Source organism: Streptomyces olivoverticillatus (assembly GCF_014203555.1).
Classification (GTDB): domain Bacteria; phylum Actinomycetota; class Actinomycetes; order Streptomycetales; family Streptomycetaceae; genus Streptomyces; species Streptomyces olivoverticillatus.
The window spans coordinates 130452-143557 of the sequence record NZ_JACHJH010000008.1 but is presented as its reverse complement, the minus strand read 5'-3'; the positions used below and the strand labels follow the sequence as shown (position 1 = coordinate 143557).

Sequence of the window (13106 nt, the reverse complement as noted above, 5' to 3'; positions counted from 1 at the left end):
GCGCCTCCCTGTGGTCTCGGCTGCGGGCGGGTGACCCGCCCGCAAGGGGACCCTACGCAGCGCGCCTCGCGCATCCGCGCCACGCACCCCGGCACCGCCCGGAAGGCGGCCCGCACTTCACCCGTCTGACGCCACGTCACATGAGGAACGTGCCGCTCACGCCGCCAGCCAGGCCCTCCGGTTGCGCGCCACCGTGTGGATCCGGTCCACCCGGTCCGGATGCAGGATCCCGCCCAGCGTGCCCAGCTCGTGCAGCTGCTCCTCCCTCAGCACGCTGACGTCTTCCGGCCCGGCGTGCACGTCCGCTTCCGTGGCCCCCACCAGCACCAGGACCGGCCGGGCCCGCACCGGGTAGCCGCAGCCGCGGGTGAGGACGAGCGAGCAGCGCGCCGCGTTCTGGCGGGCCTTGCGGACATAGGGGTACGGACGGGCGTCGCCGGTGACGCGGACGTCCGTCTCGTCCAGCCGCACGGCCGCCCTGCGGGTCTGCTCGGCCAGGACGCAGAAGACGCCGCCGGGGCCTATCAGGAGGTGGGATATGACGGCGTCGCCGGGCAGCTCGATCGAGTGCACCACTTCCCAGCCCGCCGCCGCGAGCCCGTCCAGGGCGGCTCCGACGAGCTGTTCGGCCGCGAGCTTCCGGCGCCAGGCGTCCTCCACGGGCCTGCGGCCGAGCAGCCGGGCGAAGAACAGGCCCGCCCGTCCGGTGCGGGAGGCGTCGAGCCGTGCGCGCAGGGTCTCGCCGGGCCTGTTGGGGGCGAGGTCGTCGTCGGGGGGCAGGAAGAGCCTTTCGGGGTCGTAGCGCTTTCCGTTCGCACCCTTCTTCGCCGCCGGCCGCTCCCCCATGCCCATCACCCCCACCGCCATATTGCCGCAGAAGTGCGGGAACCAACCCATTCGGGTGCCCGTTGAACCTCATACAGCCCCGCGGCACCCCCCGGCCGCGGGGCTCGTCCATGCCCGCCGGTCGGCGGGGCCCCGGCGCTCTTCGGGGGCATTCCCGCCCGACATCGGACCTCGGTGCTTTACTTCACCAACTGCCGGACCAATTATCCCTTTTGCCGTATTGCATATGAAGGGATAAGACCAGTGAGAACAGCAGCCCTGTACGGAACCCTCGGATCGCTGGTCCTCAGCGGGCTCACCGGAATCCCCGTCGCCGCGGCCCCCGCCCTCGTCCCGGGCGGCGTCGCCGAGGCGCGCGGCGTGGCGGTGGCCGCGGCGCAGGCCGCCGCGGCCGGCATCGACTTCGGCGCCTGCCCGGCCGTCGAGCAGCTGCCCTCCACGGTGGAGTGCGGCACGTTCTCCGTACCCGTGGACTACGCGCACCCCGGCGGCCGGCACATCCGCCTCACCGTCAGCCGCGCCCGCGCCCAGGGCTCTGCCCGGCAGGGCGCCCTCGTCCTCAACCCCGGCGGGCCCGGCGGCAACGGAATGTTCTACCCCCTGGTCGCCCGCCTCCCCGCCTGGCGCAACATCGCGGATGCGTACGACATCATCGGCTACGCGCCCCGCGGCGTCGGCCGCTCCGCACCGCTGTCCTGCGTGGACCCGGCCTCCTACGTCAAGGGGCCGACCCAGGCACCGGAGCACCCCTCGGCGGCGTACAAGAAGGAGCGGATCGCCGAGGCGCGGGCCTACGCGCAGGGCTGCGCCCGCAAGGCGGGCGGCTCACTGCGCCACTTCACCAGCCTCAACAACGCCCGCGACCTCGATGTGCTGCGGGCCGCCCTCGGCGAGCAGAAGCTGACCTATATGGGCGCCTCCTACGGCACCTACTTCGGCGCCCTCTACGCCACGCTCTTCCCCGGGCACGTGCGCCGCATGGTCTTCGACTCCGTGGTCAACCCCGACCCGCGCAAGATCTGGTACGGCAACAACCTCGAACAGTCCGCCGCCTTCGAGCGGCGCTTCGGCGACTGGCGGCGCTGGGTGGCCCGGCATGACTCCGCCTACCACCTGGGCCGTACGCCGCAGCAGGTGCTGGGCTCGTACGAGAAGGTGAGCCGGCGGCTCTCCCGGCGCGCGGCGGGCGGCAACGTCGGGCCCGCGCAGCTCCAAGGGGCCTTCCTCAAGTCGGGCTACTCCGACAGCTACTGGGCGCGCGACGCCCGCGCCCTGGCCGCGTTCCTGCACGGCGACGAGGCGCCGCTGCTCGCGCTCGCCGCGCCCGACGCGGCGTCGGCGTGGGCCGCCGAGAACGAGAACGCCGTCTACACGGCCGTCGAGTGCAACGACGCGTCGTGGCCGCGTTCCTGGTCGGTGTGGAACCGGGACAACGACCGGCTCGCCGAGCGGGCGCCGTTCGAGACGTGGAGCAACGCCTTCATGAACCTGCCGTGCGCCTTCTGGCAGGGGCCGCGACAGCGGCCCGCCGACATCCGCGCGGACCGGCGGGCCGGGCTGCCGCCCACGCTGCTGCTGGCCGCCGAGCGGGACGCGGCCACCCCGTACAAGGGGGCGCTGGAGCTCCAGCGCAGGCTGGCCCGCTCCTCGCTCGTCACCGAACGGGGCGCGGGCAACCACGGCATCGGGGCGGGCCCCAACGCGTGCGTCAACCGCTACCTGGACAACTACCTGGTGGGCGGCGAGCTCCCGGCCCGACGCGTCTACTGCGGCCCCCGCCCGGAACCCCGCGCAACGGCCTGACGCGGCCGGCTCGCGCCTCAGGCGAGCCCGGGGGCGCGGCCGCCGCGACCGCTCAGGCCAGACCCTCGACCAGCTCCGCCACGGCCTTGCGCCGCCCGGTGTAGAACGGCACCTCTTCGCGGACGTGCATGCGGGCCTCCGAGGCGCGCAGGTGGCGCATGAGGTCGACGATGCGGTAGAGCTCGTCGGCCTCGAAGGCCAGGATCCACTCGTAGTCGCCGAGCGAGAAGGACGCGACGGTGTTGGCCCGCACGTCCGGGTAGCCGCGGGCCATCTTGCCGTGGTCGGCGAGCATGCGGCGACGGTCCTCGTCGGGCAGCAGGTACCAGTCGTAGGAGCGCACGAAGGGGTAGACGCTGACGTAGTCGCGCGGCGTCTCGTCCGCGAGGAACGCCGGGATGTGCGACTTGTTGAACTCGGCGGGGCGGTGCAGCGCCATGTTGGACCACACCGGCTCCAGCGCCCGGCCGAGCTTCGTGCGGCGGAAGAGGCTGTACGCGTCCTGGAGGGCGTCCGAGGTCTCGGAGTGCCACCAGATCATCACGTCGGCGTCGGCCCGCAGACCCGACAGGTCGTAGGTGCCGCGCACCGTGACGTCCTTCTCGGCGAGCTGCGCGAAGAGCTCCTCGACCTCGTCCGCGTAGCCGGTGCGGTCCTGCGGCAGCACGTCGCGCAGCTTGAACACCGACCAGAGGGTGTAGCGGATGACCTCGTTGAGGTCCTTGGCCTTCTTGCCGGCGTTCGGGGTCTTCACGGGGGCGTCAGTCATGTCCCTATTCTCACTCCTCGTCCCCGGCGCTCCGCGCCAGGGTGCCCAGTACCTCGTCGGCCGCGCGCTGCCCGCTGGAAATACAGGCCGGGATGCCCACCCCGTCGTAGGCGGCGCCGCACACGCGCAGCCCGGGCAGGCGGGAAACGTGCTCCCGGATGCGCGCGACCCGCTCCAGGTGACCCACCGGGTACTGCGGCAGCCCGCCGTGCCAGCGGGTCACCCGGCTGTCCACCGGGACCGCCGCGAGGCCCACGGCGTCGCCGAGATCCTTGAGCGACATCGATACCAGCTCGGAATCCTCGCGCTTCAGATCGTCCTCGTCACCAAACCGCCCGATCGAGGTACGCAGCACGAACAGATCGGGATCGGCGTCCGCGTTCCAGCGCCACTTGTTGCTGGAGAAGGTCGAGGCCTTGATCGTGCGCCCGTCGACGGGCGGCACGAGGAAGCCGCTGCCGTGCAGCAGCGGCTCGGCCTCCGAGCGGCGGAAGGCCATGGTGACCAGGGCCATGGAGGCGTAGGCGACGGTGGCGAGCTCGGCGGACGCGGCCGAGGCGGCGGGCTCGCCGGACGACAGCAGCCGCGCCGTCACCGGCGCCGGGACGGCGAGCACCACGGCGTCGGCGGCCAGGGTCTCGGCGTCGGTCGCGACGCTCCAGCCCTGCGCGGTGCGCACGAGGGTGCGTACGGGGGCGCCCGTAAGGATCCGCGCGCCGCCGGCGCGCAGCGTCTCCGCCACCGCGAGCGGCAGCCGCCCGATACCGCCGTCGATGCCGGCGAAGACCGGGCCGGACTGCGGGCGCGCGGCGGCGCGCGCCTGGAGGTCCCGTACGGCCCCGGTCAGGGTGCCGTGCGCCCGGGCGGCCTCGAAGAGCTGCGGCACCGCCGTCCGCATGGAGATCCGGTAGGCGTCGCCCGCGTAGACGCCGCCGAGCAGCGGCTCCACCAGCCGGTCCACGACCTCGCGGCCCATCCGCTCCGCGACGTAGGCGCCGATCGCGACGTCCTCGCCCAGCTCGGTAGGGGGCAGTTCCTCGTCGCGCGCGATCCGGGCGAGCCCCTCGGCGGAGAGCACACCGGAGGCGGAGAGCTCGGCGAGGTCGCCGGGCACGCCCATCATGTGGCCCTTGGGCAGCGGCCTGAGCTCGCCGCGGTTCCACAGCATCGCGGTGGCCGCCGGCTCCCGGAGGCTGTCGCCGAGCCCGGCGGCGCGGGTCAGAGCGACCCCCTCGGGGCGGCGGGCCAGCATCGCCTCGGCCCCCAGGTCGACGGGCACGCCCGCGATCTCGCCGACGAGCAGCTTGCCGCCGACGCGGTCCGAGGCCTCCAGGACGGTCACGCGCGCGCCGCCCTCCAGCAGCCGGAGGGCCGCCGCCAGTCCGGAGATGCCGCCACCGATGACGACCACGTGCCGCCCAGAAGTCCGCGATGCGCTCATGCCCCCACTTTCTCAAACGGCCGCCGCGGCCCCGCCCGCACCCCATTGACAGCGCCGGGCGGCCCGCCGAGACTCGCGCGCACACGATCATCCGAACGTTTACGGAGACCCCATGAGCGACCGCATCCGGGATGTGTACATCGTCGACGCCGTCCGCACCCCGGTCGGCAAGTACGGCGGCGCCCTCGCCTCCGTACGCCCCGACGACCTCGCCGCGCACGTCCTGCGGGCCCTGGTGGACCGCTCGCCCGCGCTGGACCCGGCCCGGATCGACGACGTGGTCTACGGCAACGCCAACGGGGCGGGCGAGGAGAACCGCGACGTGGCCCGGATGGCGGTGCTGCTGGCCGGGCTGCCCGTGTCCGTACCGGGTGCGACCGTCAACCGGCTGTGCGCCTCCGGCATGGAGGCCGTCGTCCAGGCCTACCGGGCCGTCGCCCTCGGCGACGCCTCGGTGGTCGTCGCGGGCGGCGTCGAATCGATGAGCCGCGCGCCCTGGGTGCTGCCCAAGACCGAGCGGGCCTACCCGGCGGCCCACCAGCAGCTGTACTCGACGACGCTCGGCTGGCGGATGACCAACCCGGCCATGCCGCCGCGCTGGACGGTCTCCCTCGGCGAGGGCGCCGAGCTGATCGCCGACCGGCACGGCATCACCCGCGAACAGCAGGACGCCTTCGCCCTCGCCAGCCACGAGAAGGCGGCGCGGGCCTGGAAGGACGGCGCCTACGACGCGGAGGCCGTGCCGGTGCCCGGCGCCGGCCTCGCGCGCGACGAGTGCATCCGCGACACCACCACGGCCGAGGCCCTGGCAGCGCTCAAGCCCGCCTTCCGCGCGGAGGGCGGCACGGTCACCGCGGGCAACTCCTCGCCGCTCAACGACGGTGCGGCGGCGCTGCTGCTCTGCGACGAGGAAGGGCTGCGGGAGACGGGCCGGGAGCCACTGGCGCGCGTGCGGGCCTCGGCGGTCACCGGGATCGAGCCCGACCTCTACGGCCTCGGCCCGGTCGAGGCCGTCCGGCGGGCGCTGGCCAAAGCCGGTCGGAGCTGGGCCGACCTGACACACTTCGAGCTCAACGAGGCTTTCGCCGCGCAGGCCCTGGGATGCTTGGCTGAATGGCCCGACCTCGACCCCGGCATCGTCAACCAGCGTGGCGGCGCGATCGCGATCGGCCACCCTCTGGGCTGCTCCGGCGCCCGGCTGACGGGCTCGCTCGCCCACCAGCTCGCGGCGGCGGGGTCCGGTACGGGTCTGGCGGCACTGTGCATCGGTGTCGGACAGGGCCAGGCACTGGTACTGGAACGCTGACCGGCGTACGACACCCTCGCGGAAGGGGCAGCCCGCATGCGCACCACCGTCGGCATCATCGGGGCCGGCCCCGCCGGTCTGCTGCTCGCCCGGCTGCTGCACCGTGCCGGGGTGGACTGCGTGGTCCTGGAGGCCCGTGACCGGGCCTACGTGGAGCGGCGCCAGCGGGCGGGCATGCTGGAGCAGGGCTCGGTGGACGTGCTGCAGGAGTGCGGGGCGGGCGACCGGCTGGAGCAGGAAGGCCTGATCCACTCCGGTTTCGAGCTGCGCTTCGAGGGCCGCTCGCACCGGGTGGACCTGCCGTCGCTGACCGGCGGGCGGACGGTGACGATCTATCCGCAGACCGAGATCGTCCGGGATCTGATCGCCCTTCAGCTGACGGACGGGCCGCCGCTGCTGTTCGGCGCCCGGGTGGTGGCCGTGGAGAAGGCGGACAGCGCGCAGCCGGTCGTCCGCTTCGACCTGGACGGCCGCGAACAGACCCTGGAGTGCGACTACGTGGCGGGCTGCGACGGTTCGTACGGCGCCTCCCGGCGCGCGCTGCCCGCCGACGGGGTGCGGCTGCACACCCGCACGTACCCCTACTCGTGGCTCGGGGTGCTCGCGGACGTGGCGCCCTCCTCCGACGAGCTGGTCCTGGCGGCGCACGAGCGGGGCTTCGCCCTGCACAGCATGCGCTCCCCGGCCGTCTCCCGGCTGTACCTCCAGGTGCCCAACGGCACGGATCCAAAGGCCTGGAGCGACGAGGCGGTCTGGGACGAGCTGGACGTCCGGCTGGCCGCCGGGAGCTGGCGGCTGGACCGGGGGCCGGTCCTGGCCAAGTCCGTGACGACCATGCGCAGCCAGGTGATCGAGCCGATGCGCCACGGGCGGCTGCTGCTGGCCGGGGACGCGGCGCACATCGTGCCGCCGAGCGGGGCGAAGGGGCTCAACCTGGCGCTCGCGGACGTGGTCACCATGGCCCGCGCGTTCACCCACTGGCATATGAGCGGTTCGACCGCCCTCCTGGACCGCTATTCGGAGAACTGTCTGCGCCGCGTCTGGCAGGCGGTGTACTTCTCGCACGAGATGACGACGCTGCTGCACCGGGCGCCGGACGCGGACGCATACGACCGGCGGATCCAGCTGACCCGGCTGCGCCGCCTCACCCGGCCCACGGCGGCCGCGGCCGAGATGGCCGAGAACTATGCGGGGATGCCCATCGTCTGACGCGCCGTCGGGCGCGCGCGGATCACCGCGGTCACGCCGGGGTAGGTGTTGGCCATGGCACTCTCCGAAGCGTCAGAGAAGTCGTGGGACGAGCCGGCAGACCGCGCGGCCGCCGGGCCCCTGTCCTCCAGGAAGCGGCCCCTCGCCCCTCCCTACGTCGGCCGCATCGCACGCCGACCCCAGCAGCCGCCCGTGCCGCTCTCCCTCGCCCCGGGGGCCGTCGAGCTGACCGGACCGGTCTTCGGGACGGCCGATGTGAGCCCGTCCGACGCCGATCTGACCCGGCAGCACGGCGGGGAGCCGCTGGGCGAGCGGATCACGGTCGGCGGGCGGGTCCTGGACGGGCGCGGGCGGCCGGTGCGGGGCCAGTTGGTGGAGCTGTGGCAGGCCAACGCCGCGGGCCGCTACCGCAACCGGCTCGACCGGCATGCCGCGCCCCTCGACCCCAACTTCACGGGCGCCGGGCGCGCTCTGACGGACGACGAGGGCCGCTACCGCTTCACGACGGTGCGGCCCGGCGCCTATCCCTTCCCCTCGGCCGTGCACCCCAACGCCTGGCGCCCGCCCCACCTGCACTTCTCCGTCTTCGGCAGCGCGTTCACCCAGCGTCTGGTGACCCAGATGTACTTCCCGGGCGACCCGCTGCTGCCCTACGACCCCATCTGGAACTCCGTCCCCGATGCACGGGCCCGGGAGCGGCTGGTGGCCGTCTACGACCCGGAGCTGAACGAGCCCGAGTGGTCCCTGGGCTACCGCTGGGACATCGTGCTGGACGGGCCGGACGCCACCTGGACAGAGGAAGGACGCTGAGATGACGCTGCCGGCCACGCCCGCACAGACAATCGGCCCCTTCCACGGGACCGCGCTGCCCTTCCCCGGCGGCGCCGACCTCGCCCCGGCCGGGCATCCGCAGACGGTCACCGTGCACGGCCGGGTGCTCGACGGCGACGGCGCCCCCGTGCCGGACGCGCTGCTGGAGTTCTGGCAGGCCGCCCCGGACGGCTCGCTCACGGGCGCACCGGGCAGCCTGCGGCGCGACGGCGGGGTCTTCACCGGCTTCGCCCGGGTGCCCACCGGCGGGGACGGCCGCTACGCGCTGCGCACGCTGGTGCCGGGCGGGGCGCCGTACTTGGCGCTGTGCCTGATGGTGCCGGGTCTGGTCCGGCACCTCTTCACGCGCGTCTACTTCCGCTTCCCCGAGGGCGATCCACTGCTCGCCGCCCTGCCGCCGGACCGGCGCGCCACGCTGCTGGCGGCCCCGGAGCCGGGGCCGCACCGCTCGTACAGGTTCGACGTCCGGCTGAGGGGCACGGCGGAGACGGTCTTCCTTCGCTTCGGGCCGGCCAGGCCCTGAGGGTCAGCGCGCGGTCTGCTCGTGCACGTAGGCGACGAGCCGCGTCAGCGCGTCCGGATCGGTCGTCGGCATCACGCCGTGCCCGAGGTTGAAGACGTGGCCCTCCAGGCCGCGGGCGGCCGCCAGCACCTCGTCCGTCTTGGCTTCCACCGCATCGCGGGGCGCGAAGAGGACGGCGGGGTCGAGGTTGCCCTGCAGCGCCTTGCCCGGACCCACCCGGCGGACGGCCTCGTCCAGCGGCACCCGCCAGTCGACGCCCACGACGTCCGCCCCGGCCTCGCCCATGAGGCCGAGGAGCTCACCGGTGCCCACGCCGAAGTGGATGCGCGGCACGCCGTAGTCGGCGACGGCGTCGAAGACCCGGGCGGAGGCGGGCATGACGTAGCGCCGGTAGTCGGCGGGGGCCAGCGCGCCGGCCCAGGAGTCGAAGAGCTGCACGGCGCTCACGCCGGCCTCGATCTGGACGCGCAGGAAGGCGGAGGTGATGGCGGCGAGCCGGTCCACGAGGTCCGCCCACAGCTGCGGGTCGCCGTAGATCATGGCCTTGGTGCGCTCGTAGGTGCGCGAAGGGCCGCCCTCGATGAGGTAGCTGGCCAGGGTGAAGGGCGCGCCGGCGAAGCCAATCAGGGGCGTGGTGCCGAGCTCGGCGGTGAGCATGCCGACGGCCTCGGTGACATAGGAGACGTCGCCGGGCTCCAGGTCGCGCAGCCGGGCGAGGTCGGCGCGGGTGCGGATCGGGTCGGCGACGACCGGGCCGACGCCCGGCTTGATGTCCAGGTCGATCCCGATGGCCTTGAGCGGCACCACGATGTCGCTGAAGAAGATGGCCGCGTCCACCCCGTGGCGCCGCACGGGCTGCAGGGTGATCTCGGTGACGAGGTCGGGGCGCATGCAGGAGTCCAGCATGGGGATGCCCTCGCGGACCTTGCGGTATTCGGGGAGCGAGCGGCCTGCCTGGCGCATGAACCAGACCGGGGTGTGCGGCACGGGCTCCCGGCGGCAGGCCCGCATGAAGGCCGAATCGTGTGCCGCGGTGCGGCCCGTCTGCTCCTGGCTGCGCTCACTCATGCCCAAATCTTCGCACGGGCCGAACGAGTGACCCGCCCATGTGGGTGTGCCTACCCAAAACCGCGGGTCGTTCAGCCTAGTCTTCCGGGCATGGCAGCGGCGCAGGGACACCTCTCGGACGGTCCGGACGACGCGGGCGAGGAGGACTCCCCGTCCGTCTTCCGGCAGGCGGTCGCGGGGCTCCAAGGGGTGCGCCTGCGCCCGGAGATCGAGCTGGACGCCACCCCGCCGCCGCAGCGGCTCGCCCCGTACTCGTACGCCCTGGAGGCCGCGGTCGTCGTCGACGACGAGGAGCTGGCGGACGGGCGGCTGATCCTGCTGCACGACCCCGCCGGGCACGAGGCGTGGGGCGGTACGTTCCGCCTGGTGACGCTGGTGCACGCGGACCTGGAGCCGGAGATGGCGGCGGACCCGCTGCTGCCGGAGGTGTGCTGGTCCTGGCTGACGGGCGCGCTGGAGGCGCGCCGGGTGCCGTACGCGGCGCCCAGCGGCACAGTGACGCGCGCGAGCTCGCACTACTTCGGGGGGGCTGCAGGAGCGCGAGCCCTCGACGCGGATCGAGATCCGCGCCTCGTGGTCCCCGGCGCCGGGCAAGCCCGGGGCCGCCGGGGCGCAGAGCGTGCCGGACACGGCGGCCCATCTGTCGGCGTGGTGCGATCTGCTCTGCCAGATCGCGGGGCTGCCGCCGGGCGGCACGCCGGACGCGGGGATCGTGACGCTGCCGCAGCGCCGGGGCCCGCACAGCCGCTGAGCAGCCGAATCCCGCTTCAAACCTCACCGCTGGGGGCTTCCGCCGACACACCCCCGCGGTCGCACAGGCATGCGATCAAACCGGCAACTTGATCGAGCAGCCATCCGAATTGCCCGAATTGTTACTCACTAATTCGTGATCATTCCCTAAAGCCGGACCGTTTGGCTGCCGAAGCACCTTGTGACCCTTCCCATACGGATCGCCCCGGCTTATCCCCAAGTCGGCACCCGTCCCCACCACTCCCCCCACTGGAGGCCTGGTGTCCGTTCTCCTCGAGCAACCGGCGAGCCTCGCCTACCGCCCGAACAAACCGACCGCCATGGTGGTCGTCGCCGACCCCCGCGTCCGCTCCACCGTGACCCGCCATCTGTGGGCCCTGGGAGTGCGCGACGTGATCGAGGCGTCGTCCATCGCGGAGGCCCGTCCGCGCATCGGCAACCCCCGCGACATCTGCGTCGCCGACGTCCACCTTCCGGACGGCTCCGGCCTGACGCTCCTCTCCGAGACCCGCGCCGCGGGTTGGCCCAACGGCCTGGCACTCTCCGCAGCCGACGACATCGGCGCCGTGCGCAACGCACTCGCGGGCGGCGTCAAGGGCTACGTCGTCACCGGCACCCGCACCAACCTCGGCGTGCCCGGCCGGCCCGGGGCCGCGCCCATCGGCTCGGCCGCCGCCCGGATGCAGCGCCGCCCGCCCGGGGCCCCCGGCCACCCCGGCGGCTACCGCGAGCTCTCCGGACGCGAGGTCGAGGTTCTGCGACTGGTGGCGGAGGGCCAGTCGAACAAGGCCATCGGCGTCTCCATGGGGCTCTCGGCGCTCACCGTCAAGAGCCACCTCGCCCGCATCGCCCGCAAGCTCGGCACCGGCGACCGGGCCGGAATGGTGGCCGTGGCCCTGCGCACCGGCATCATCCACTGACCCACCGAACCCCCGCCGCGCCCGTCGCCGGAACGTTCCGGCGACGGGCGCTTGCCATCCACAGATACCCTTGACCGGTGACCGACGCCCAAGAGACCGCAGCAGACACGACACTGCGAACCACCGGGGGCGCTCCCCCGGACGACGTCGATTCGGCGCCGATCCCCCTGTTGGAGCCACGCGAGGGCGTGCCCCCGGTCGTCGCCGACGCCGCCGCCCTCGAACGGGTCGTCGCGGCCTTCGCCGCCGGCAGCGGCCCCGTGGCCGTCGACGCCGAGCGTGCCTCCGGCTACCGCTACGGCCAGCGCGCCTACCTCGTACAGCTGCGCCGCGAAGGCGCCGGGACGGCCCTGATCGACCCGGTCGGCTGCCCCGACCTGTCCGCGCTGGGCGAAGCCGTCGCCGACGCCGAATGGGTGCTGCACGCCGCCACCCAGGACCTGCCGTGCCTGCGCGAGATAGGGATGGCACCGACGCGCCTGTTCGACACGGAGCTGGCGGGCCGGCTCGCCGGGTTCGCGCGGGTGGGGCTCGGTGCGATGGTCGAGAACGTCCTGGGGTACGCCCTGGAGAAGGGCCACTCCGCCGTCGACTGGTCCACCCGCCCGCTGCCCGAGCCCTGGCTGCGCTACGCCGCGCTCGACGTGGAGCTGCTGGTGGACCTCCGCGACGCCCTGGAGGCGGAGCTGGCGCGGCAGGGCAAGCTGGAGTGGGCCCGCCAGGAGTTCGACGCCATCGCCTCCGCGCCGCCCGCCCCGCCGCGCAAGGACCCCTGGCGCCGTACGTCCGGGATGCACAAGGTGCGCAGGCGGCGGCAGATGGCCGTGGTGCGCGAGCTGTGGACCGCGCGCGACCTGATCGCGCAGCGGCGCGACGTCTCGCCCGGCAAGGTGCTCGGCGATGCCGCGATCGTCGAGGCCGCGCTGAACATGCCGCCCAACGCCCATGCGCTGGCCGCCCTGCCCGGTTTCGGGCACCGGATGTCCCGCAAGCAGCTGGAGCAGTGGCAGTCGGCCGTCGACCGGGCCAAGGCCCTGCCGGACACCGAGCTGCCGCAGCCCGGCCAGCCGCTGACCGGTCCGCCGCCGCCGCGCGCGTGGGCCGACAAGGACCCGGTCGCGGCCGCCCGGCTGTCGGCGGCCCGGACGGCCGTCTCCGAGCTGGCCGAGCGGCTGACGATGCCGCAGGAGAACCTGATCACCCCGGACACGGTGCGCAGGCTGTGCTGGGAGCCGCCGAAGGACCCGGCGCCGGAGGCCGTCGCCGCGATCCTCACGGCGCACGGCGCCCGGCCGTGGCAGGTGGAGCAGGTCACTCCGGTCCTGGTGAAGGCCCTGACGGAGGCGTCGGCCTGAGGGTTCGCCTGGTTCGGCACCGCCGGTCATGCCGGTGGCGCCTTCCCGCCGTCGCGGCGGGGAGAGGGGCCCCGGTCCCGCCCTTTCACCGTTTCCCGAGGCTCCGCCCCGGCCCCGAGAAACGGAAGGGGTGGGTCCGGGGCCCCTCCCCTTCCTCCACCGCCACACGGAATGTGACCTTCGCCGCTCCCGCCCAGGGGTCTGTGCAGGGTGGTTACCCGCAAGTAGCATGACGGTGTCAGCCCGCACCGCGGCGGAGCCGTACCGGCTTGCCCGCACGCGCAG

11 protein-coding genes and 1 pseudogene are annotated in these 13106 nt (G+C 73.9%); 8 read left to right on the top strand and 4 right to left on the bottom strand.

The annotated features are described in order from the left end of the window. Window positions 1-156 precede the first annotated feature (156 nt). Window positions 157-897: an NERD domain-containing protein gene (locus FHS39_RS23345; protein ID WP_184351401.1), complete on the bottom strand. Its 741-nt coding sequence runs from the start codon at window positions 895-897 to the stop codon at window positions 157-159. Window positions 898-1089: 192 nt separating this feature from the next. On the opposite strand from FHS39_RS23345, the gene FHS39_RS23340 reads away from it, so the two are divergent. Continuing rightward, window positions 1090-2649 (top strand): alpha/beta fold hydrolase, encoded by a 1560-nt coding sequence (locus tag FHS39_RS23340; RefSeq protein WP_184351400.1) that lies wholly within the window; start codon window positions 1090-1092, stop codon window positions 2647-2649. Between the two features lie 52 nt (window positions 2650-2701). Here the strand turns inward: FHS39_RS23340 and hemQ are convergent, their stop codons facing one another. Beyond that, window positions 2702-3418, bottom strand: coding sequence for a hydrogen peroxide-dependent heme synthase (hemQ, locus tag FHS39_RS23335; protein ID WP_184351399.1), 717 nt, complete (start codon window positions 3416-3418; stop codon window positions 2702-2704). Between the two features lie 10 nt (window positions 3419-3428). Beyond that, window positions 3429-4859, bottom strand: a complete 1431-nt coding sequence (gene hemG, locus FHS39_RS23330) for a protoporphyrinogen oxidase (protein ID WP_184351398.1) — start codon at window positions 4857-4859, stop codon at window positions 3429-3431. A 112-nt stretch (window positions 4860-4971) separates the two neighbouring features. Between hemG and FHS39_RS23325 the strand changes: the two genes are divergently transcribed. From FHS39_RS23325 to pcaG, 4 genes are read left to right on the top strand one after another with little or no spacing between them, the layout of a single operon-like run. Continuing rightward, on the top strand, window positions 4972-6165 hold the full coding sequence (locus FHS39_RS23325) for a thiolase family protein (protein WP_184351397.1): 1194 nt from the start codon (window positions 4972-4974) through the stop codon (window positions 6163-6165). A 36-nt stretch (window positions 6166-6201) separates the two neighbouring features. After that, a complete protein-coding gene (locus FHS39_RS23320; protein ID WP_184351396.1) occupies window positions 6202-7374 on the top strand; it encodes a 4-hydroxybenzoate 3-monooxygenase in 1173 nt (390 codons plus the stop codon). Between the two features lie 54 nt (window positions 7375-7428). Beyond that, window positions 7429-8184 carry a protocatechuate 3,4-dioxygenase subunit beta gene (gene pcaH / locus FHS39_RS23315; protein ID WP_184351395.1) on the top strand — a complete coding sequence of 252 codons (756 nt, stop codon included), beginning with the start codon at window positions 7429-7431 and terminating at the stop codon, window positions 8182-8184. 1 nt (window position 8185) lies between these two features. After that, complete coding sequence (gene pcaG, locus FHS39_RS23310) at window positions 8186-8728, top strand: protocatechuate 3,4-dioxygenase subunit alpha (RefSeq protein ID WP_184351394.1); 543 nt, start codon at window positions 8186-8188, stop codon at window positions 8726-8728. Window positions 8729-8731: 3 nt separating this feature from the next. Here the strand turns inward: pcaG and hemE are convergent, their stop codons facing one another. Beyond that, on the bottom strand, window positions 8732-9796 hold the full coding sequence (hemE, locus tag FHS39_RS23305) for a uroporphyrinogen decarboxylase (RefSeq protein WP_184351393.1): 1065 nt from the start codon (window positions 9794-9796) through the stop codon (window positions 8732-8734). Between the two features lie 90 nt (window positions 9797-9886). Here hemE and FHS39_RS23300 point away from each other — a divergent pair. The 3 genes and pseudogenes from FHS39_RS23300 to FHS39_RS23290 all read left to right on the top strand — a co-directional run bounded on the left by FHS39_RS23300 (window position 9887) and on the right by FHS39_RS23290 (window position 12821). Continuing rightward, window positions 9887-10547 (top strand): annotated as a pseudogene (locus tag FHS39_RS23300) (DUF3000 domain-containing protein). A gap of 259 nt (window positions 10548-10806) precedes the next feature. Next, entirely contained in the window at window positions 10807-11466 is a 660-nt protein-coding gene (locus FHS39_RS23295; RefSeq protein ID WP_086571339.1) for a response regulator transcription factor, read from the top strand. A gap of 77 nt (window positions 11467-11543) precedes the next feature. Then, window positions 11544-12821, top strand: a complete 1278-nt coding sequence (locus FHS39_RS23290; RefSeq protein ID WP_184351392.1) for an HRDC domain-containing protein — start codon at window positions 11544-11546, stop codon at window positions 12819-12821. The last annotated feature ends 285 nt before the right edge of the window (window positions 12822-13106 follow it).